20 protein-coding genes are annotated in these 20,613 nt (G+C 42.6%); 14 read left to right on the top strand and 6 right to left on the bottom strand.

Features of this window, described 5'->3' with window-relative positions; genetic code table 11:
• The first annotated feature begins 70 nt into the window (after positions 1–70).
• The 4 genes from HYN46_RS08860 to lpxA all read left to right on the top strand — a co-directional run bounded on the left by HYN46_RS08860 (position 71) and on the right by lpxA (position 3,246).
• Positions 71–574, top strand: coding sequence for an OmpH family outer membrane protein (locus tag HYN46_RS08860; RefSeq protein WP_114899046.1), 504 nt, complete (start codon positions 71–73; stop codon positions 572–574).
• The gene (gene lpxD, locus HYN46_RS08855; RefSeq protein WP_114899045.1) at positions 575–1,657 is read left to right on the top strand and encodes a UDP-3-O-(3-hydroxymyristoyl)glucosamine N-acyltransferase; all 1,083 of its coding nucleotides are present in this window, start codon (positions 575–577) and stop codon (positions 1,655–1,657) included.
• Positions 1,658–1,888: 231 nt separating this feature from the next.
• Positions 1,889–2,365: a 3-hydroxyacyl-ACP dehydratase FabZ gene (gene fabZ / locus HYN46_RS08850; protein WP_210009114.1), complete on the top strand. Its 477-nt coding sequence runs from the start codon at positions 1,889–1,891 to the stop codon at positions 2,363–2,365.
• 80 nt (positions 2,366–2,445) lie between these two features.
• Positions 2,446–3,246, top strand: coding sequence for an acyl-ACP--UDP-N-acetylglucosamine O-acyltransferase (gene lpxA, locus HYN46_RS08845; protein WP_114900694.1), 801 nt, complete (start codon positions 2,446–2,448; stop codon positions 3,244–3,246).
• Positions 3,247–3,320: 74 nt separating this feature from the next.
• On the opposite strand, the gene HYN46_RS08840 is transcribed toward lpxA, so the two are convergent.
• Positions 3,321–4,622 carry a YhjD/YihY/BrkB family envelope integrity protein gene (locus HYN46_RS08840; protein WP_114900693.1) on the bottom strand — a complete coding sequence of 434 codons (1,302 nt, stop codon included), beginning with the start codon at positions 4,620–4,622 and terminating at the stop codon, positions 3,321–3,323.
• A 249-nt stretch (positions 4,623–4,871) separates the two neighbouring features.
• Here HYN46_RS08840 and wrbA point away from each other — a divergent pair, with 249 nt between their 5' ends.
• The 3 genes from wrbA to gspG all read left to right on the top strand — a co-directional run bounded on the left by wrbA (position 4,872) and on the right by gspG (position 7,379).
• Positions 4,872–5,477 carry an NAD(P)H:quinone oxidoreductase gene (wrbA, locus tag HYN46_RS08835; RefSeq protein ID WP_114899043.1) on the top strand — a complete coding sequence of 202 codons (606 nt, stop codon included), beginning with the start codon at positions 4,872–4,874 and terminating at the stop codon, positions 5,475–5,477.
• A 164-nt stretch (positions 5,478–5,641) separates the two neighbouring features.
• A complete protein-coding gene (gene gspF / locus HYN46_RS08830) occupies positions 5,642–6,853 on the top strand; it encodes a type II secretion system inner membrane protein GspF (protein ID WP_114899042.1) in 1,212 nt (403 codons plus the stop codon).
• Between the two features lie 76 nt (positions 6,854–6,929).
• The gene (gene gspG, locus HYN46_RS08825) at positions 6,930–7,379 is read left to right on the top strand and encodes a type II secretion system major pseudopilin GspG (protein ID WP_114899041.1); all 450 of its coding nucleotides are present in this window, start codon (positions 6,930–6,932) and stop codon (positions 7,377–7,379) included.
• A 62-nt stretch (positions 7,380–7,441) separates the two neighbouring features.
• On the opposite strand, the gene HYN46_RS08820 is transcribed toward gspG, so the two are convergent.
• Entirely contained in the window at positions 7,442–7,855 is a 414-nt protein-coding gene (locus HYN46_RS08820; protein WP_114899040.1) for a DoxX family protein, read from the bottom strand.
• A 46-nt stretch (positions 7,856–7,901) separates the two neighbouring features.
• Positions 7,902–8,624 (bottom strand): pirin family protein, encoded by a 723-nt coding sequence (locus tag HYN46_RS08815; RefSeq protein ID WP_114899039.1) that lies wholly within the window; start codon positions 8,622–8,624, stop codon positions 7,902–7,904.
• 209 nt (positions 8,625–8,833) lie between these two features.
• On the opposite strand from HYN46_RS08815, the gene HYN46_RS08810 reads away from it, so the two are divergent.
• The gene (locus HYN46_RS08810; RefSeq protein ID WP_114899038.1) at positions 8,834–9,895 is read left to right on the top strand and encodes a CobW family GTP-binding protein; all 1,062 of its coding nucleotides are present in this window, start codon (positions 8,834–8,836) and stop codon (positions 9,893–9,895) included.
• Positions 9,896–9,940: 45 nt separating this feature from the next.
• Here the strand turns inward: HYN46_RS08810 and lnt are convergent, their stop codons facing one another.
• Together lnt and HYN46_RS08800 are read right to left on the bottom strand one after the other, a co-directional pair.
• On the bottom strand, positions 9,941–11,440 hold the full coding sequence (gene lnt / locus HYN46_RS08805; RefSeq protein WP_114900692.1) for an apolipoprotein N-acyltransferase: 1,500 nt from the start codon (positions 11,438–11,440) through the stop codon (positions 9,941–9,943).
• Positions 11,441–11,625: 185 nt separating this feature from the next.
• On the bottom strand, positions 11,626–12,480 hold the full coding sequence (locus HYN46_RS08800; protein ID WP_114899037.1) for a transporter associated domain-containing protein: 855 nt from the start codon (positions 12,478–12,480) through the stop codon (positions 11,626–11,628).
• Positions 12,481–12,634: 154 nt separating this feature from the next.
• On the opposite strand from HYN46_RS08800, the gene tusA reads away from it, so the two are divergent.
• The 6 genes from tusA (at position 12,635) to HYN46_RS08770 (ending at position 19,305) form a co-directional block, all read left to right on the top strand.
• A complete protein-coding gene (gene tusA, locus HYN46_RS08795) occupies positions 12,635–12,883 on the top strand; it encodes a sulfurtransferase TusA (RefSeq protein ID WP_322887807.1) in 249 nt (82 codons plus the stop codon).
• 137 nt (positions 12,884–13,020) lie between these two features.
• Complete coding sequence (locus HYN46_RS08790; protein ID WP_114899035.1) at positions 13,021–14,280, top strand: NADH:flavin oxidoreductase/NADH oxidase family protein; 1,260 nt, start codon at positions 13,021–13,023, stop codon at positions 14,278–14,280.
• 1,468 nt (positions 14,281–15,748) lie between these two features.
• A complete protein-coding gene (locus HYN46_RS08785; RefSeq protein ID WP_114899034.1) occupies positions 15,749–16,366 on the top strand; it encodes an alpha/beta hydrolase in 618 nt (205 codons plus the stop codon).
• 2 nt (positions 16,367–16,368) lie between these two features.
• A complete protein-coding gene (zapE, locus tag HYN46_RS08780) occupies positions 16,369–17,490 on the top strand; it encodes a cell division protein ZapE (protein ID WP_407640798.1) in 1,122 nt (373 codons plus the stop codon).
• A 9-nt stretch (positions 17,491–17,499) separates the two neighbouring features.
• Positions 17,500–18,873, top strand: a complete 1,374-nt coding sequence (locus HYN46_RS08775; RefSeq protein ID WP_228254783.1) for a leucine-rich repeat-containing protein kinase family protein — start codon at positions 17,500–17,502, stop codon at positions 18,871–18,873.
• A 93-nt stretch (positions 18,874–18,966) separates the two neighbouring features.
• Positions 18,967–19,305, top strand: coding sequence for a YceK/YidQ family lipoprotein (locus tag HYN46_RS08770; protein ID WP_162818134.1), 339 nt, complete (start codon positions 18,967–18,969; stop codon positions 19,303–19,305).
• Positions 19,306–19,327: 22 nt separating this feature from the next.
• Here the strand turns inward: HYN46_RS08770 and HYN46_RS08765 are convergent, their stop codons facing one another.
• Positions 19,328–20,449, bottom strand: a complete 1,122-nt coding sequence (locus HYN46_RS08765) for an aminotransferase class I/II-fold pyridoxal phosphate-dependent enzyme (RefSeq protein ID WP_114899031.1) — start codon at positions 20,447–20,449, stop codon at positions 19,328–19,330.
• Positions 20,450–20,613 lie beyond the last annotated feature (164 nt).

Below are 20,613 nucleotides of genomic sequence, written 5' to 3'. Positions count from 1 at the left end.
AGTTTAAGTTTTTTTACTTTACGTTAATCGCTTTTGCGTTAGCTATATTTTATGTACAAGGAGAAACATAATGCGTTCATTATTCACAGGTTTAGGTCTTGCAGCGGCCATGGTCCTTTCACCATTGGCTCATGCGAATAACGTGGCTGTTGCTGATTCACAAGCCGCAGTTTTGGCATCCAATGTGGCGAAACAAACCATTGAAGGACTCAATACAAGTTTGAAAAGCCAACGCGATCGCTTAGAGCAGTTGCGTAAAGAAATCACAGGTTTTCAAGAGCGTTTTCAAAAAGACGGCTCTGTAATGAGTGATAAAGACAAACAAGCGTTGCAAACTCAAGCGCAGTCTAAATTGAATGAATACAACAGTACTGCTGAAGGCGTACAACGTCGTATTGAAGAAGCCCAATCCAATATGCTGAAAACATTAATGCCCAAGCTTGAAGGCATTATCGAAGACTTGCGTAAAGAAGGGAATTACGACGTTATCGTTGAGAAGAAATATGTGATCTGGGCTGCTCCAACTGCGGACCTCACTAAAAAAATCACTGACCGTTTGAATGCAGCGAAATAAATGTCGTCATTGACACTTGGTGAAATTGTTAAGCACCTGAATCAGCGTATTGCTGAGGGTGCTTTTCCATTATCTACGCTTGCCGTCGTCTCTGGTGATGAAAATCTAGTCATTACTGGACTTGCCTCGTTGTCACAAGCGGGCCCAACTCAATTGAGTTTTTTAGCGAATTCTCAATATCGTGGTCAATTGCAAACAACAGGCGCGGGCGCCATGATTTTGACTGAAGCAGACCGCGAGGCTTTTGCGGGTTCTGCTATTGTTGTTTCTGATCCCTATTATGTTTTTGCTCAATTAACCCATCTGTTTGACCCGTTTAATGCGGTTGAAGTTGCAATTCATCCTACGGCGGTGATTTCTCCACTTGCCACAATTGGTGAAAACGTTTCGATTGGCCCATTTGTTGTTGTTGAAGATCATGCACAAATTGGTGATGGTGCAGTACTCATCTCATCGGTGCATGTTGGTCGGAGCTGTGTGATCGGTGCCAAATGTTGGTTAGGTCACGGTGTAACGATTCATCATGGCTGTATTCTCGGTCAACGCACGCGTATACATGCGGGTGCAGTGATTGGTGCTGAGGGCTTTGGCTTTGCAACTGCAGAAGGTCGTTGGCACCGGATTGTGCAACTGGGTCGTGTGGTGATTGGCGATGATGTTCGTATCGGAGCTAATACCACGATAGATCGTGGTGCGCTTGATGATACGATTATCGCTGATGGTGTGATCATTGATAATCAAGTACAAATTGCACACAATGTGAAAATTGGTGCTCATACCGCCCTTGCTGCAGGAACGGGTGTGGCGGGAAGTACAACAATCGGTTCGCATTGTATTTTGGGTGGATTGGTTGGTGTAGCTGGGCATCTTGAAATTACAGATCGCGTTCATATTACAGCCATGAGTATGATCACACGCTCAATTAAAGAGTCGGGGAGTTATTCCTCCGGTTCAGCATTTGAAAAAACAGCAGATTGGCGCAAAAGTGCGGTCAGAGTTCGACATCTAGGGGAGATGGCGGCGCAAATCAAAGGTTTGCAACTGGCGCTGGAAAGGTTAGAATTACAACTTGGTAATCAATAGTTACATCTTGAGCCTGTTGATGAGCAACAAGTATAGAAAAGCAAAGCCATATCAAATACTTGTTAAAAACTTTACTCAAGTCCTACTGATCTGATATTGTTGGTTGAATATTAAATATCTAGTACTTCATGTCTATTGCGTTGTATTTTTATAGCATAGCTTGTCGTTTTAGGCCAAAAATGTTCTAAATAGCATGCAGAATAAGTAGACATAGCCCAGAAGTTTGTTTTTATGAGTCTACCTTTTTCAGTCAATATTCCGATGCACATTGAAGAAATTCGGGAGTTTTTGCCTCAACGTTATCCTTTCCTGTTAGTGGATCGTGTTTTATCCGTCGAAGCAGGAAAATCAATTGTTGGTATCAAAAACGTTACGATTAATGAACAGTTTTTTCAAGGACATTTTCCTGAAACTCCCATTATGCCTGGTGTTATGATTTTAGAAGCGATGGCTCAGATTTCTGGCATATTGGGTTTCATTACTGAAGGAAAACGACCTGTTGATGGTTATATGTATTTATTTGCAGGTGTAGACAAGTTACGCTTTAAGCGTCGAGTCGTTCCCGGTGATACATTGACATTAAGTGCTACAATATTGACTTCAAAACAAAAAATATACAAGTTTGCATGTCAGGCTAGAGTTGGTGATGAGCTTGCTGCCAGTGCAGAAATTTTGGTTATTGAACAATATATGGAGATTGTGAAATGAGCCTTGCGTCAGGTCAGGCAAACGATTTGGCTCCAAACACTCGAACGCAAGTTCGCAGGACTAATCACGCTAAGACGACAATGAGCATTGACACAACAAGCCATCCTTTTATCCATCCGACTGCCATTATTGATCCGACTGCGCAAATTGATCCATCAGTGAGTATCGGTCCATACAGTATTGTTGGACCTCAGGTTACGATTGATGCCGGTTGCGTAATCGGTCCTCATGTTGTTATTAGTCGTTGGACGCGCATTGGGGCTCGGAATCGTATTTTTCAATTCGCGACCATCGGTGAAGATTGTCAGGATTTGAAATATCAGGGTGAAGAAACTTGGCTCGAGATCGGTGATGACAATGTCATTCGTGAGTCATGCACCATTCATCGTGGTACGACACAAGATGAAGGCTTAACTAAAATCGGGAATCACAATCTCCTGATGGTGAATACGCATGTGGCTCATGATTGTGTTATTGGCAGTCATTGTGTATTTGCAAATAATGTTGGCATTGCGGGTCACGTTAAAATTGGTGATACCGTGATTGTTGGTGGTAACTCCGGTATACATCAGTTTTGTCGCTTAGATTCATATTCGATGGTAGGTGGCGCAAGTCTTATTCTAAAAGACGTTCCGGCCTATGTCATGGTTTCGGGTAATCCTGCGAAAGCGCACGGTATGAATTTTGAAGGGATGCGTCGCCGTGGTTGGCCGTCTGAAACGATTACAGCTTTAAAACAAGCCTTTAAAGTTGTTTATCGTCAGGGTTTAACCAAAGAGCAGGCTATTATTGAGCTTACTCGAGATATTCTGCCTAAGCATCCGGAAGTACAGTTGCTGATAGATTCATTGATCCGTTCAGATCGTGGTATTACTCGGTAACAGATATTAAATAAAAAGGGCAATCAAAGCTAAGTTGATTGCCCTTTTTTATGCATGCTGTACTGATCAGTTGCTTACAATGTCATCGCTTTTGCTTCTTTTGATGTGGTTGAATTTAAAGACTCAACCTCAAGGAGCTGAGACAGAGGGATGCTGAGATGATGAGCCAAAAAAGTATTGGATTCTGTCAAATAGGGAACGATCCGCATGCTCCACTCGTCGCCTGAGGCCATATGTGCATTGCAGTTCTCAAGCTCTTCGAGGCGCGGCAATGGGTAGGGTAGAGTTTGATAGAATGACCAGAAATCAACTTGGTCTAAATTACGACAGAGTACATAGTCGCCTTGATCGGTCTTTCTGACCAAATTCTGTTTCTGTAAGAGTTCGATAAACTCTGGCCATATTTCAACTTCGCCTTTGCCAAGTAAAGACATCATGTTCGCTTCTGTAACGACAGCCCCAGTTTTTTGGCTCACGTAAAATAGATGTAAAATATACAGTAAAGAGAGAAGAGGGTGGCGAGGCAGATGATCTGAATAGCGAAACATTGTTAATGCATAGCTCATCTCAACGCCGAGTAGAACGATGTTCCATGACAAGTATATCCATAATAAAAAGACAGGAAGTGCGGCAAATGCACCATAAATAAGTTGGTAGCTGGTAAAGTTCTTCATAAAAAAGCCAAAGACCATTTTAAGAAGTACAAAGAGCAAACCTGCGAAAATACCAGCAAGCACTGCGTTACGAACAGGAACTTTACGGTTAGGAATCATCCAGTACATGAATGTAAACGCGAATAATGTTAGCGCAAGCGCCGTCAATTTGAGCCAGACTGACCAGTCGATGGAGTATCCAGCAAAATTACTGTTCAGTAGATCGATAGACGTGATTGCCGATGACAACGCAAAAGCCGCCCCCATAAATAAGGGACCCAATGAAATGACCATCCAGTAACGCATCAATCCAATTGCGCCGCCACGGAGGTTGCTCACTCGCCATATCTTATTAAAAGCTTCTTCGATACTTGAAAGCATCATAATGGAGGTGACGAATAAGAATATAATACCAATAATAGTTAAATTGGCTGATTTTTCTGAAAATTCATTGAGATACTGTGTGATTGTTGAGCTTGATTCGGGTAATAAATAACCGTAGAGCGTCCCTTGAATTTTATTTAATGCAGGCGCAAAAGCCGGGATAGATGATAAAACAACGACAAAAACGGTTAGCATGGGAATTAATGACAACATGGTGGTGTAGGTCAATGCGGCAGCACGATCCCGACAATTATCTTTCTCGTAGCGTGTTAATAAAAAAACGAGAAATTGAAACCACTGACTTTGATAAAAGGGCAGTTTTTCTATTATTTTATACATAGGCATACCTAGATCATATCGAGCAATTTTAGTTTAGTGGTCCGGACTAAAAATAACTAAACTATCGCGATATGAATAAACAATGATTACATGATTAAATATCAATAATACAGGATAGCATAAGCAAGTGATGCTATCTCAAGACGTGCCACTGTATGCTGTTAATAGTGAATGTGTAATAACTCTATGAATAAATTGACAACATTGGGTTCATTATGAGTGAGATTCGGTTTAGTGAGTGGATGTGTTATGAGTGAACCTTATGTATTAGTGCTGTACTACAGTAAATATGGGACAACCCGTCAAATGGCGCGAGCAATTGCAGCAGGTCTTGAGAGTGCTGGGGTAAAAGCCAAGATTCGCACTGTGCCTGAAGTTGCTGTCGTCACGAGTGAAGTGCTTCCAAGTATTCCTTTGGATGGGGATCTGTATGCGACTCAAGAAGAGCTACAGGATTGTGCGGGTTTGGCTTTAGGAAGTCCTACGCGCTTTGGTAATATGGCGGCACCCATGAAATATTTTTGGGATCAAACGGCAACGATTTGGTTGTCAGGTAGTTTACAGGGCAAGCCCGCTTGTGTATTTACCGCATCAGGATCTATGCATGGTGGTCAAGAAACAACGTTGTTGACCATGATGGTGCCCTTACTTCATCACGGCATGCTCTTGCTGGGGATCCCATATTCTGAGGTTGCACTCTCACAGACCGTACGAGGCGGTACGCCTTATGGGGCCTCTCATGTCAGCGGCACAGCCCATGATCAGCCGATGAGCAGTGATGAAAAGACGCTGTGTATTGCTCAAGGAAAACGCTTGGGCTTGTTGGTTCGCCAACTTGCTGTTGCAGTGAACTAAGCGAATATTTCTAAGTTTTAATCGCGCTTTTTCATCATATCCTCACGTGACGTGTTTATGATTACAGGAGTGCTATAAAAGTGTCTTCACATTCTGGTTCAAACTGTTGATAATTATTCAGTTCATTATTCTATATCTTTAAATTTTTTAATTGAGTCAATGTGATGCCTGCTTATCAGTTTACCGCTATTGACGCCACAGGCAAACAGCACAAAGGTGTGCTTGAAGGAGATTCTGCACGCCAAATCCGTCAGCAATTACGTGATAAAACGTGGATGCCTGTTCAGGTTGAGCCGGTAGAAGAAACCAAAACTGCCGCGATGGGTAAGAAGTGGTTTCAACGAGGTTTAAGTGCTTATGAACTTGCGCTTTTGACCCGTCAACTTTCAGTACTGATTGCTGCGGGTATTCCCCTTGAAGAAACATTACGTGCGGTTGCCCGTCAGGGAGATAAGCCGCATGTACAAAGCCTTATTTTGTCGGTACGTTCTAAAGTCATGGAAGGGCATTCCTTAGCCCAAGCCCTGCGTATGTCCGGTAATTTTCCAGCCTTGTATATTGCAACGATTGCTGCAGGGGAGAAGTCGGGTCATTTGGATCTCATCCTGAATCAATTAGCGGATTACACCGAAAATCGTTTTGCGATGCAGAAAAAGATCCAAGGGGCTTTAATTTATCCTATCCTGTTGATGTTAATGTCGTTTGCGATAGTCATGGGGTTAATGACTTTTGTCGTTCCTAACATCGTTAAAGTATTTGAGCATTCAGATCAAGCATTGCCATTATTGACGCGGATGCTGATGGGAGCCAGTGGTTTTATTAAAGCGGCTTGGCCCTTTATGGTAGTGGCTATCGTAGGCGGCGGCTATTTATTCACGCGCTTTATTCGTACTGAAACGGGGCGCTATGCGTTAGATCGCTTCGTACTGCGCATGCCACTCTTTGGGAAGTTGAGCCGAGGTATCAATTCAGCACGATTTGCGAGCACATTATCCATTTTATCGCAGTCTGGTGTGCCGTTGGTGGATGGGTTGCGGATTGGTGCCGCAGTGTCCAGTAATTGGATTATTCGTGATGCGATTCTTTTGGCTGCAGAAAAAGTCACGGAAGGGGGGGCCTTGGCAACACAGCTTGAGCGCTCAGGTTTTTTCCCGCCGATGATGGTGCAAATGATTCGCAGTGGTGAAACGTCCGGTGAAATGGAAAATATGCTGGCTCGTGCAGCAACCATGCAAGATCGCGAGGTCAGTACGCTGATCTCAACATTGCTCTCATTACTTGAGCCATTGATGCTGATTTTTATGGCTGGTATTGTTTTGATGATTGTATTGGCAGTCATGATGCCGATTATAAACATGAATAGTCTGGTTAAATAACATCAGATATGCTTGAATCCAGCAATTAGATACTGATTCACCGTTTTATTATTAAGCTTATTGATAAAGGTTTTAAATGAATATTCAACGTAACGTAACAGGGATAAAGCGTAAATCTCAATCAGGATTTACATTGATTGAAGTCATGGTTGTGATTGTGATTTTGGGTATCCTGGGTGGATTAGTTGTCCCCAAGCTTTTTGGCCAATTGTCTAGCTCTAAAGTGAAAGTCACCAAAATTACTTTATCGAATACGGCTGGCGCTCTTAAGTCATTTTATCTCGATAACAATCGTTTCCCTACAACGCAAGAAGGCCTAGATGCATTGGTCCACAAACCTGCGAATGTCAAAGTGTGGAGAGAACCATACATCGAAGGTGGAAAAGTGCCTCAAGATGCTTGGGATAATGATTTACAATATATCGCGCCAGGTAACGATGGGAATCCTTACGATCTTTACTCTTTTGGTGCTGATGGTAAAGATGGTGGTGAAGGCGATGATGCGGATCTTCATTATCAGCATTGATGTTGTATGATTCCAGCATAAAAAAACGCCTATTCAATAGGCGTTTTTTTATTTGACTGAATTTATTTACGATCAACGCTATAGCGACCTGCACCAAATAGCATGAGGGATAGGAAACCACCTGCGATGGCAATGTTTTTCATGAACATGAGGTGACTATTCATGTCACTTCCATCGTGAAAAAGCAGTGCTGTCAAGACCGTAAAACCAGCTAATAAAAACGCGACGAAACGTGTTTGAAAACCAATCAGGATTGCAATTCCGCCACCAAGTTCAGTCAGGATCACTAAAGGAAGCAGCGCACCTGGGACACCTTGAGAGGCCATATAAGCAGCTGTTCCGTCATAACCGGTAATTTTGCCCCAGCCTGACACAATAAACATAAAGGCAAGCATGGCACGCATCAGTACCGATGTGATACCCGCCAGAGCAGGGTTACTTAAAACACGTTCTACAATTTGATTAGGGCTTAACATTGTGCTTCTCCAAAAAATAAAATATTGCTTTGTGTGACATCAAAAGTTATGGAAGATCAAACCAAATGAGCTGTGCATCAGTATCTGCAATCACTGTGCTAGAAGGAGTACTATTGTCAAAAATGATCGCATCACCCTCAGAAGCAATTTGCTCTTCTGTACCATTGCTAATGCGAATATTTCCACTGACTACGTGAACATAACTGGTTTTTTTCTCTGAGTCCAAAACTAATTCATGTCCAGTTTGTAGAAAAGTAGACAAGATTCGAGCATCTTGACGAATAACCATGCCTTTAAAGTTAGCTAGATGATTGTCTGTTGGAGCAACAATGAGATGCCATTGATTCGGCTGTTCTTTTACATTAAGAGCCAGCTCCTGATAAGTCGGCTCAGGGTTTTTAATGTTGGGAAACAACCAAATTTGCAGTAAGTGAACAGGTACATCGCCTTCATTCATTTCACTGTGCGTGACACCAGTTCCTGCACTCATCAATTGCCAATCACCCGCTGCGATATGACCAATGTTGCCCATGCTGTCTTTATGGGTTAGTTTTCCTGACAAGACGCAAGTCAGAATTTCCATATTGTCATGCGAGTGCATACCAAAACCACGATGTGCAGCCACGCGGTCTTCATTGATCACACGAAGTGCGGATACGCCCATATAACGTGGATCCTGCCAGCTTGAAAACGAAAAGCTGTGTTTGGCCTTTAGCCAGCCATGGTCTGCCTGACCACGATTTTCACTTTTATGTATGACATAACTCATGATCTGCTCCTAAAGTGCAAGCTGGGCTTGCGTGTCGTTGAGAGCATATTAAGTTAATTGATTGATGAATTAAATATCGATTAAATACTATTACTTATTAGTTTAACTTAATAGTTTGTGGTTTATCCACACCGAGGATGATTCCAATCAGATGCTTTGCAACCATAAAATGCTTACAATGACTTTCTTCTGCGGAGTTTTAAATCATCATGACAAGTATTTCCCCGGTGCAATCATTGATTGCGGATCGCGTCCCAACGCATGTAATCACTGGTTTTCTTGGCGCGGGTAAAACGACATTGCTTAAGCATCTGCTCTCTCAAAAACCTGCGGATGAAAATTGGGCGATATTGGTCAATGAGTTCGGGCAAATTGGGCTCGATGGCGCACTCTTAGAAGCAGAGGCTGGTGTATCCATTTATGAAGTCGCCGGAGGTTGTTTGTGCTGTACCAGTCAGCTTCCCATGCAAGTTGGTTTAGCGCGGTTACTGACCAAAGCCAAACCCACGCGTTTATTTATAGAACCAACAGGCTTAGGTCATCCACTACAGCTGATTGAGCAATTAACAGAACCACATTGGTCTCGGGCTTTGGATCTTCGCGCAGTCGTTTGTGTTGTCGATGGTACTCGATTGCTTGATGAGCGATTAACGAGTCATGAAACCTATCAAGCTCAATGGGCTCTGGCCGATGTACTGAGTATTTCTCACCATGCACAAATGTCTGATGCCGATCAGACTCAACTGAAAAAAATGCTGGATGATCTTGCCAAAAAAAATGCGATAGCACCAGTCATTTATAAGGTAAATCAGGGACAATTGGATCTCGACGACATTGATATGCCGCGCAGAGCAAATCGTCAAACTCGGCGTTCGCTTCTGCATCTCGCTCCGCCAAAAACCGCAAGCTTAATCAATGATCCTACTGCTCAAGAAGAACAAGAGGTTATGTTACCTTATCATTATCATGAGCAGGCATTGGCTCAATCTGTGGGTGGGTGGCGATTACCCGCAGAATGGCAATTCAATCGCGATCAGTTATTAACATGGCTGCTATCGATGCAAGGGTGGCTGAGAATTAAAGGCGTAGTGCATGTGCAGAACCATGCGCTAGAGGCGAGGGGCGAGTGGCTGGCACTCAACTTGATTCCGGGCAAGATTAGCTTTACCAGTCATACAGGGCATGATGATAACCGCTTAGAAATTATTACTCAGCCAGATGTCGATTGGGAACGATATGAACAAGCATTGATGGCCTGCCGAGTTGCATAAAAGGAAAGCAAATAAGCCGCTCAACAAGGAGCGGCTTTATGTTGATTAGCGCTGATAACGCAACTTTGCCCAAAGTCCGATAAGCATCAGCAACGCACTGATCAATAGAATAGGGAGATCGCCCCAGCGCATGTAGGGTGTTTCACCTGTCATGGCCGGTAAATTGCCACGGAGCACCGCGGTTTTAAATTGTGGTGTCCGTTTAACGATTTCACCTTGATCGTTAATAAATGCACTCACCCCAGTATTGGTTGCGCGTATAAACCAACGACCGGTTTCCTTCGAGCGCATTTGTACCATCTGCAGATGCTGCAAAGGTCCAGCAGATGTGCCAAACCAAGCATCGTTGGATAAGGTCACTAAGAAATCACTGTCTTGCGCATTAAGGCGGGTGAGATTAGGGTAAGCCACTTCATAGCAAATCGCAGCAGCTAATGCGTGACCCTTAACATGCAGAGGAGCTTGTCCTGCAGGACCGGCTGTAAAGCTGCCTGTTTTACTTAAACTGGGCAATATCCAGTCTAAGGTACCAGCAAAAGGAATGTATTCGCCAAAAGGCACGAGGCGTTGTTTTTTATAAAGACCTGACCCATGATCTCCAAGTCCCCCAATGGCATTGTAAAAAGGCGGATCGATTGTGGATGTCGAAGTCTGATTGCTGAGGTCAAGGTAAGGAATGCCCATTACCCATGCTGAATGATGCGCTAAAGCAATTTCATGCATCTCTTCGATGAATGGTGCTGCCTCTGGTTCATTTTGAAACATGGGAATAGCCGATTCAGGCCATACGATGAGGTCTCGTCCCCATTCACTTTTACTTAAGTGAGCATAAATCTGCAAGGTCTTCTCACGATACTCAGTTAACCACTTGAGATCTTGAGGAATATTTCCTTGAATCAGTGAAACCGAAAGTACAGGTGAGGCTTTAGGTTTGGTCCAACGAATTTGATTGAGACCAATTCCGACTGCAATCAAAATAATGATAGGCACTAGCCAGAACCAGCGACGACGTAGTAACTCTGCAAATGCACAACCGATTAATACCACAACCGCAGAAACTGCAAATACGCCAGCAACCGGGGCATAACCATCTAAACCATGACTAATTAGCGCATAGCCTACAAAGAGCCATGGAAATCCGGTAAACAACCACGTTTTAACCCATTCAATAACAATCCAAAGCGGAGCAAAGGTGAGAGGCGACTCGGGAAGAAAACGTCGATAGAACCATGCACCAATCGCATTGAATAGGCCCATGACCAGTGCTACACCCGCAATCATCAGCAGTGCAATAGGGGCCGAGGTATCGCCGTATTCATGAATCGAGGTATATAACCAGAATCCACCGACTGCCCATAGTCCAAATCCATATGCTTCACCCAATAAAAATGCCTGTGCAGGTGAGCGCTGATTGAGCAGTAAGTACAGCAGTGCTGGAGAAATAAAAGCAATGAGCCACAAATTATACGGAGCAAAGGCCAGAGGAAGTAATACGCCTGCAATAAGACTGGCTACGCCAGCAACGAAAAGAGGGAGTTTGCTCAAAGACCATGTCGCATTGCGACGATCCGAGCGATGAGCTGTATAGTTCGCTGTTGCACTCGCAGTTTTCTTTATGCTCAAAAGATTGTCCTCTGCCCATTGTCGTGAGAGTATTGAGTTGGCTTTAAATTTCAAACGGTATTTAAAAAAAGGAGTCTGTTTTTAATCACATACTCCTCATGTAAGTGTCATTCTATTATGAGAGCAGGTGCACGGCGGGCACGAAGTAAGGTTAAACTGCGAAGATCGGCCGCCAATACTGTGAACTCCCAATCTGCGATTTCAACCGTTTCCCCCGTTAATTCACTGACTAAGCCAGTTTTTTCAAGCAATAATCCGCCAATGGTATCGACACCTTCGCCTTCAAGTTCAGCATTCAGCTCTTCATTAAAGTGATCAATCGGTGTTAATGCTTGAACAAGCCATGCTTCCTTCACATCAGGATCTGGAATAATGCAGTCTGCAAGTGGGTCGATTTCATCATGTTCGTCTTCAATTTCACCCACAATTTCTTCGAGCAAATCTTCCAGTGTGATTAAACCAGCAGTCGCGCCATACTCATCAACCACGACTGCCATATGTGTTTGAGTATGTTTTAGCATCCCGAGCAATTGGTCTGAACGCGCTGATTCAGGGACAAAAACGGGTTGACGAAGCAGAGTATGCAGATCAAAAGACACATTATTGTCGGGTTGAATAAAGCGCAAGAGGTCTTTTGCCAACAAGACGCCAACTACGGTGTCGCGTCCATCTCGCGAAAATACAGGGAAGCGTGAGTGTGCAGATTCAATCAGAACTGGAAGAATTTCCATCAGTTCATCATCTTCAAACAAACCAACTACGGATGGCCTCGGGGTCATGACTTCTCGTACAGGGGTTTTGGGTAATCCTAATACACCTGTCAACATATCAACCGTATCAGGTTCCAGAAAGCGTCTAGAATCCTCAAGTAGTCGTACTAAATCATCTCGTGTTTCCGGCGTAGCCGACAGCCAGCGTTTAAGCCCGCGCACCGTCCACGCCGAACCAGATTCGCCACTCATATTTAACCTTTAAAATAAAAAAACAGTCTGCATAATAGCCTAAGCAAGACGACAGATACATGAATCATTATCACTTTTGGTGTGGTTTGTCTTAAATAGATGAAAATTTTTCTGCTAGGCTTAGCATTATGATGACTAGAGGAGAGCGTTAATCGTGTCAGCACCGCATTTTTTAGATACCAAAGGCTTAATTTGTCCAGAGCCTGTCATGATGCTGCATCGTGCGATACGAAAAATCGCGACTGGCGAAATACTTATAATCGAGTCTACTGATCCTTCAAGTATGCGTGATATTCCAAAATTTTGTATACACCTCGGACATGAACTGCGTAGTCAAGAGCAAATTGCATCTGCTAATAGTAGTGAAAAAGAAATTTATCGCTTTGAAATTATTAAAGGTTGATAATTCTATCGTCTGAATATTAAACATATTGTAAGTATTCAGCATTGAATATTTTGACACTATTCATTGTCAAATTTTGTTTTTAGCGTAAAATCGATTCACGTTGTTAATTATTACTTGTACACGATGGAGTTCTCATGTCGGTCAATATCAGCCAGCCTCTCAAAATCAATAAACAGATCTTTAAAAATCGAATCATCAAAGGTGCAATGAGTGAAGCGCTAGCAACATCTGATGGTAAAGTTACACCGGCACTTATAAAGCTTTATGATACGTGGGGTAAAGGGGGCTTGGGCGCCTCAATCACTGGCAATGTAATGATTGATCATCGTGCTAAAAACGAGCCAGGTGTAGTTATTGTCGAAGATGAAAGTGATTTAGCACGTTTAACAGAATGGGCGAGTCTGGGGAAAAAATACAATACAGCACAAATTGTCCAACTTTCTCATCCGGGTAAACAATGTCCAAAGGGACTTAATCGTGAAACCGTTGCTCCATCCGCGATCGGGTTTGGACCTGCTATGGCTCCGTTGTTTGGTGTGCCTCGCGAACTGACTGAAGCAGAGATTTATGACTTGATCCGCCGTTTCGGTGAATCAGCACGAATTTGCGAAAAAGCAGGATTTCAAGGTGTACAAATCCATGGTGCACATGGATATTTAGTCAGTGCTTTTTTATCTCCAAAGCATAATCATCGTACTGATCAATGGGGTGGTAGTTTAGAAAACCGCATGCGTTTCCTCCTTGAAAGTTTCAAAGAAATTCGCAAACAAACCAGTGCTGGTTTTGTCGTTGGTGTGAAATTAAATTCTGCGGACTTCCAAAAAGGGGGATTCACTGAAGAAGACTCTGTTGCTGTATTTAAAGCACTGGATGCTTTAGGCGTCGATTTCATTGAAATTTCAGGCGGTACCTATGAAGCACCCGCTATGGCAGGCGCTAAACGGAAACAACCTGCAAAAGAGAGCACCATTCAGCGAGAAGCTTATTTCCTCGAGTTTGCTGAGAAAGTGCGTAAGGAAGTAAAAACCGTACTAATGGTGACAGGAGGCTTCCGTACACGTGCAGGGATGGATGCTGCTCTGGCATCGGGTGCTTGTGATTTAATCGGTATTGCGCGCCCATTGGCTGTGGAAACGGATGTGACGGATAGTCTGATCGCTGGAGCAAACGTGAAATATGCAACTCAGCCGATTAAAACCGGAATTGCTCCGATTGATAAATTAGCGGTCATGGAGGTGATATGGTATGCGGCTCAGTTTAGAGCCATTGGACAAGGTAAATCACCAAATCCAAAATTGTCACCGCTTGTCGTGTTTTTGCGCTATATGAAAGGAAGTATTCAAGAAATGATTTTAAAACGTAAACCAATCATCACAAAGTTACGCGCAAGCTAAAAAATGATGCGTGTAAATGATTGAATAAATCATTCGATTTAAAAAAATGTCGCAAATTGATCAGCTCATGTTTACATGGGCTGTTTTTTTATGTATTTAAAAATCCAAATTTTAAAGGAGTCATGCCTATCAGTGGAGTTTTAATAACGGGTTATCTTTCGCACCATCTCAATTCGTTTTATGCACTTTGTTTTAGCATCTTGTTGGGCGGATATTTTTGAATGAATAGCATATAGCGTTTGTCCATTTTTACTTACAATGAATTCCGTTTTATGTCCGTACTTTAAAAAGTGATTGTTGGTCAGAAATTAATCTTTTTTTCAAAATTCATTGTACTGTAATCTTCCTCTGCGTGTCGTAGCAAGGGTTTAGCCAGTTGTCCACAAAAGCTGTGGATAACATTGTGGGCAACCATGGTATTGACAGCGTAAGTTGGCGCTGAGTAAGGCGCGGCTACAAATTGTACATTTTTTGATCTATTAAAATAATAATACAATACAACAAGTTATATAAATCAAGAATTAAATATAAATAAAAAATGACAAGTTTTTTCACTATGCTTATAAAAAGATTATAGAGAGAGCCTGTGGGCAATTTATGTGCATAACTCGGATGTAACTCGACCTACATATGCACCAAAAATAACCAGTGACTGAGGAAGTTTTAATTGATGAGAGAGATAATTGTCTGACAATTTAATGTGCCATACTTGAAGGATATTGTCGACAAATTACTCAGGGTTCTAGGGAGCCTATTACGACTTCGAGTTATGAATACTACAGACAAAATAAGAGGACGGTTGAGTGTGACTTCTGCTTGTACATTCGTGACTAAGATCAAGGCAACACGCGCCAGCCCATAGTGTCAGAAGATATTTGCTTTCAAAAACCACTCAACACAAGCATCTTTTTTCAAAGATGCCAATAAAAAATATATTTTCCAATTGATTAATTCGTAGCACTTATGATTAGTGATGCCTGTAAGTTTTTCAAACCCTATAGCTCGCTAAGCCAATTGCTATAAGGCTTTACCTCGTTGTCCACAAAAGTTGTGGATGGTGCTGTGGACAACTATAGGGTTGACAGGTCTAAGCCACCAAATATAAAGGTGTGGGATCAAATTGATTAAAATTTAACCACTAAATAAATTTAAATAAAAACAATAGCTTAAATAAATCAAGCTTTGTCAAAATCAAAAAAATGCACTGGGTGAACTGTTTGTTCATGAAAAGCGCAGTTGTGCATGATGTGGATAAATTTTGGTGCATACCCGATACAGGATTTGAGCCGAATTCAAGCACAGAGAGCTTTTATGTCTTCGCTTAATAATTAGTCGAAATGATGTTGATTTAATTACATATCGAAGACTCAAATGATACATCTAAACGTCTTGAGACATTTGATATTGGCATTTTAGGGCTCAAAAATGATAGGCTTTGTGCCACATTTAAACGTATATATCAGCTAATATGGCAGACCAACTTATTCAAGGTAATGCAGGTAGTCTTCAGATCCGACCAGTTTGGCAGGAATCTGATGCAATCGCAGTTATTTGTCACCCTCATCCACTTATGGGGGGCACTATGGATAATAAAGTGGTTACGACACTTGCACGTTTTTTCCGTAATAGTGGCATTTCTGTGGTGATATTTAATTTCAGAGGTGTTGGAACGAGTACGGGTGTGCACGCGCAAGGTGTGGGTGAAATTGAAGACTTGATATCGGTATTAGATTGGATTGCGGATCAAAGCACGGCCAGAAAGTTATACATTGCTGGTTTCTCCTTTGGTGGCTATATCGCTGCTGCAGGTTTTAGCCAATTAATGCAATATAATCCGCACCAATTTGTTTTGCAAAAGCTCTATTTAGTAGCCCCAGCAGTTAAAAACTATCCCATGGGTGATTTGGTTCTCCCTGACGATACCTTTGTCATGGTCGGTGCTGAAGACGAGGTTGTTCCACCTCAAGATATTATCGATTGGGCAAATACCCGTAATTTTGATTTAGCAGTCATCGCAGGAAGCGGACATTTTTTCCATGGGCATTTGCCTGATATTGGATCGCAATTAGAGAGCCGTTTTCCATGAATATGCCAGTTAATCCATCTACAACGCACGCTACTCCAAATGTTTTATCGCCCTCTGAGCGTTATGCTGCAGCACTCAGTAGCGGCTCCTTTGTACATGATGATGAACAAGCCAATGCGGTTTATGCGCTGGATGAGCTCTATCAGCAACTGATGCAGCGTTATCAGCAGGCTCAAGGCTTCCGTTTACGCCGTCCTGCCGCACCCAAAGGGGTTTACCTCTGGGGTGGTGTAGGCCGAGGAAAAACATGGCTAATGGATCAGTTCTTTGAGGCCGTACCATTTCGTCGCAAGATGCGCATGCATTTTCATCATTTTATGCAACGGGTGCATCGTGAGCTGAATCAACTACAGGGTCAGACTGATCCTCTAGAAAAAGTCGCGGATATTATCTACAAAGAAGCGGTCGTGATTTGCTTTGATGAATTCTTTGTCAGTAATGTTATTGATGCGATGATTTTGGGTGATTTATTTGGCATGTTATTCAAGCGTGGCATCACATTGGTGGCAACATCCAATATTGCCCCAGATGGTCTTTATAAAAATGGCATCCATCGTGATCGTTTTTTACCAGCAATCGCTGCTGTACAAGCGAATTGCACGGTCTTGAATGTGGATTCGGGGATTGATTATCGTCTACGTGTGCTGAAGCAAGCCAATCTCTATCGCTCGCCATTAACTCATGAAGCGGAAAATTGGATGGCAGTGCGTTTTTGTGCATTAACAAAGAACCATTTGGTGTCGCAAGAAGACATTACCATCAATGACCGATTGATTGAGGTAGAAGGTCGGACTGATGACTTGCTCTGGTGCCACTTTGACGAGTTGTGTATGAAACCGCGCAGTGCCGCAGATTTTATTGAACTGGCAAAACTATATAACACCGTTCTACTGAGTAGCGTGCCTGTACTCAATGATCAGATTGCAGACGCAACACGGCGTTTAATCTATTTGGTTGATGAGTTTTATGATCGTCGGGTAAAGCTGGTTGTCACTGCACAGCAACCGATTCTTGAGCTCTATAGTGGTGAGAAGTTGGCATTTGAAATTCAACGGACTCGCTCAAGGTTACTTGAAATGCAATCCGATGATTATCTGATGGAAGCGCATCGGCAGTCGGATTGAGTCACATAAGTGCCTACAATTAATACCCTTCAAGAACTTCAAGCTGGCGATATTCAGAACTGTCGTCGCATTAACCTTTCATGTGGACTGACCTATTTCCCAACTGAAATTTTTGCCCATGCTGAGACCTTGGAGATTCTGAATTTAACCGGTAATGCCTTGACGTCATTACCTGATGATTTATATCGACTGAAAAAGCTTAAGATCCTCTTCTGTTCAAATAATCTTTTTAAAACGCTTCCTCGGGTATTGGGTCAATGCCAAAGTTTGAGCATGATTGGTTTTAAGAGCAATCAGATTCAACTGGTTCCTTCAGAAGCATTGCCTAGCAATTTGCGTTGGTTGATCCTAACGGACAATCAAGTTGAGAAAATCCCTGACAGTATCGGCAAGTGCACGAAGATGCAGAAACTGATGCTGGCTGGCAACCAACTGACACATTTACCCGATGCCTTAGCCACATGTCAAAATCTACAATTACTGCGTATTTCCTCAAACCAATTAACGACGCTCCCTAACTGGTTACTGACATTGCCGCGACTCGCATGGCTTGCTTATGCGGGAAACCCCTGTGCTGAATTGAAATCAGACTTGGCATCAATTCGTGATATAGCGTGGCACGACTTGGTTATTCAACATCAGTTGGGTGAAGGTGCCTCAGGGCATATTTATCAAGCAAGACTTAGTGACTCGTCATCACATGAAGCTCGAGAGGTTGCGGTTAAAATCTTTAAGGGTCAATTAACCAGTGATGGATTACCACAAAATGAGATGGCAGCCAGCATCGCTGTGGGGCAGCATGCCAATCTGATTTGTGCAATTGGCAGAGTTATCGGACATCCTGATTCTGCACTAGGTCTGGTTATGCCCTTAATTGATCCTCTTTTTAAAAATCTAGCTGGACCACCTAGCTTTGAATCCTGTACTCGGGATGTTTACAGAGTCGATGATCGATTCAGCATATTTAATCTGCTGGATTTAGTATTTGGTATTGCTAGTGCGATGACTCATTTACATGCACAAGGGATTTTGCATGGTGATCTGTATGCGCACAATATTTTATTTAATGCACAGGCTTCTGATCATCATAATTGTTTGCTCGGTGACTTTGGAGGCGCTACTTTTTTTGCTGCGATGGAGACTCAAGCGCAACATTTATTACAGCGTATTGAAGTCTTAGCTTTTGCTTATCTGTTGGAGGAGTTACTTCAGCGTTGTGAGACGCCAGACTTATCTATTATCAGAGAGCTTTGGGAGTTACAACAATGTTGCGCGGATCACAACGTCGCGATGCGTCCTTTATTTGATGAAATCACTGCAAAGATTGGATTCATTCGCACTGCGTACAGCCTGAGGCGCATTGAAGAGCAACATTTCATTTAGGGATTACGAGAAATAAATTGCTGTAATGATCCAAATGGCAAGTTTTCATGGATAATCCCTCATAGCATCGTCAAAATGGTTTCATATTTTCATATGTTAAAACGAATCTTGTTGCTCACCTTGATCACGGTCGTGATTCAAGGATGTGGATCATTTTCGACTTTAGGACGTGATCAATATGCTGTCAGAGCTGATTTGAACCGGCATAAAACCAAGTGTACCTCTATCCCTCAGATCTATAGTGGGGTGGTCTATGATGCATGCCGGGCAAACAATAATAAAAATAATCCAGGATCTGATTTATATGGTGGTGCTGAGTTTAGCTTTTTTAGTTTTGATCTCGTACCATCATTCATCATTGATACTTTTGCACTCCCTTATACCAGTTACCAGCAATACAAATTAGGAAGTATTTCAATTGAAAAAGAGTGACTTGCTAAGAAAGATGGATGACTTAGCCTTCTGCATGAATCTTCCGCATAATCTCTGCTAATAATGCACGCTCTGGTCGCGTTCCTACAGTAATGCGAATACACTGACTGAGTGCACCTGTCCCGGGGCGACGAATGAAGACGCCTTCTTCTGCAAGCCGTTTGACCCACCAGATCGACTTTTCAATACTCCCCACATCAATTGTCACGAAGTTAGTCGAGGACGGTATGGCTCTTAGACCCAATGATTCAGCTAATTGATAGTATTCTGCACGACCTTCAGCAACCTCTTTGGTGACCTGTTCTATATAGGCAGCGTCACGTAAAGAAGCCGCACATAGCACTTGACCGGCGAGGTTCACCCCAAAATGTTGGCGTATCTTATGAAATGTAGCGATATAGTTTGGGTGGGCGAGAGCATATCCAACACGCGCTCCAGCAAGCCCGTGAGCTTTAGAAAAGGTACGTAACCGAATCACACGCGACGTGTAGACGTCGATCTCTGCTAATTGAGTATTCGGCATAAAGTCTGCATAGGCTTCATCTAGAATCAGAAGGCAGCCTTCAGGAATTTTTGCAACAAATAACTCTATCGTATGTCGATCATATGCTGTGCCACTCGGGTTATCTGGATTGGCCAAATAAATCAATTTTGCTTGGTATTGAATAGCAGCACTTAAAAGTCCATCTAAATCAATTTGATCACCCGCATACGGAATTTCAATTAAGCGTGCACCAAAACCGTTCGCATGAAAATTGAACGTTGGATATGAGCCATGCGTTGTGATGACATGGTCATTTGGGTTGATGAATGCACGAATAATCAAACCAATAAGACCGTCAATTCCTTCACCAATTAGAATTGAATCTATTGAATAATTTAGTTTTTTTGAAAGCAGCGTACGAAGTTCAACGCTTTGGGGATCCCCATATTTAAACAGATGGGACGCGATATCTTCTGCGGCACGTTGCGCCAGTGGTGAACAACCCCAATTACTTTCGTTTGCACCAAGACGCAGCATGAAAGTGCGTCCTAACTCTACTTCGATCGCTTCTGGTGCTTTAAAAGGGGTCGTGTGCGGAAGTGCATCGACAATTTTGGCTAAAAGATCTTTATTTGAGGGGACGTTTGAATTGCTAGACATGGCATTGACAAAATATTAAATATAATTGTTTTATAACATGTTTTTATGATTATTGACATGCTGTTGTTATGGAGAAATGTGCTAATCATATTAAGTATAGTGATGTTGGCATGGTTTATGCATTATCAAGATCATGACGCAAGGCAAGGCGATTTGCCAAGCGT

The organism is Aquirhabdus parva (assembly GCF_003351745.1).
Classification (GTDB): domain Bacteria; phylum Pseudomonadota; class Gammaproteobacteria; order Pseudomonadales; family Moraxellaceae; genus Aquirhabdus; species Aquirhabdus parva.
Note: the sequence above shows the minus strand (reverse complement) of the source record. Positions and strands in the feature narration are given on the sequence as shown.

Excerpts from the sequence above, each read along its gene's own strand:
- HYN46_RS08860 (WP_114899046.1), top strand. The coding sequence starts at position 71 with ATGCGTTCATTATTCACAGGTTTAGGTCTTGCAGCGGCCATGGTCCTT.
- lpxD (WP_114899045.1), top strand. The coding sequence starts at position 575 with ATGTCGTCATTGACACTTGGTGAAATTGTTAAGCACCTGAATCAGCGT.
- fabZ (WP_210009114.1), top strand. The coding sequence starts at position 1,889 with ATGAGTCTACCTTTTTCAGTCAATATTCCGATGCACATTGAAGAAATT.
- lpxA (WP_114900694.1), top strand. The coding sequence starts at position 2,446 with ATGAGCATTGACACAACAAGCCATCCTTTTATCCATCCGACTGCCATT.
- HYN46_RS08840 (WP_114900693.1), bottom strand. The coding sequence starts at position 4,622 with ATGTATAAAATAATAGAAAAACTGCCCTTTTATCAAAGTCAGTGGTTT.
- wrbA (WP_114899043.1), top strand. The coding sequence starts at position 4,872 with ATGAGTGAACCTTATGTATTAGTGCTGTACTACAGTAAATATGGGACA.
- gspF (WP_114899042.1), top strand. The coding sequence starts at position 5,642 with ATGCCTGCTTATCAGTTTACCGCTATTGACGCCACAGGCAAACAGCAC.
- gspG (WP_114899041.1), top strand. The coding sequence starts at position 6,930 with ATGAATATTCAACGTAACGTAACAGGGATAAAGCGTAAATCTCAATCA.
- HYN46_RS08820 (WP_114899040.1), bottom strand. The coding sequence starts at position 7,855 with ATGTTAAGCCCTAATCAAATTGTAGAACGTGTTTTAAGTAACCCTGCT.
- HYN46_RS08815 (WP_114899039.1), bottom strand. The coding sequence starts at position 8,624 with ATGAGTTATGTCATACATAAAAGTGAAAATCGTGGTCAGGCAGACCAT.
- HYN46_RS08810 (WP_114899038.1), top strand. The coding sequence starts at position 8,834 with ATGACAAGTATTTCCCCGGTGCAATCATTGATTGCGGATCGCGTCCCA.
- HYN46_RS08800 (WP_114899037.1), bottom strand. The coding sequence starts at position 12,480 with ATGAGTGGCGAATCTGGTTCGGCGTGGACGGTGCGCGGGCTTAAACGC.
- HYN46_RS08790 (WP_114899035.1), top strand. The coding sequence starts at position 13,021 with ATGTCGGTCAATATCAGCCAGCCTCTCAAAATCAATAAACAGATCTTT.
- HYN46_RS08785 (WP_114899034.1), top strand. The coding sequence starts at position 15,749 with ATGGCAGACCAACTTATTCAAGGTAATGCAGGTAGTCTTCAGATCCGA.
- zapE (WP_407640798.1), top strand. The coding sequence starts at position 16,369 with ATGCCAGTTAATCCATCTACAACGCACGCTACTCCAAATGTTTTATCG.
- HYN46_RS08770 (WP_162818134.1), top strand. The coding sequence starts at position 18,967 with ATGTTAAAACGAATCTTGTTGCTCACCTTGATCACGGTCGTGATTCAA.
- HYN46_RS08765 (WP_114899031.1), bottom strand. The coding sequence starts at position 20,449 with ATGTCTAGCAATTCAAACGTCCCCTCAAATAAAGATCTTTTAGCCAAA.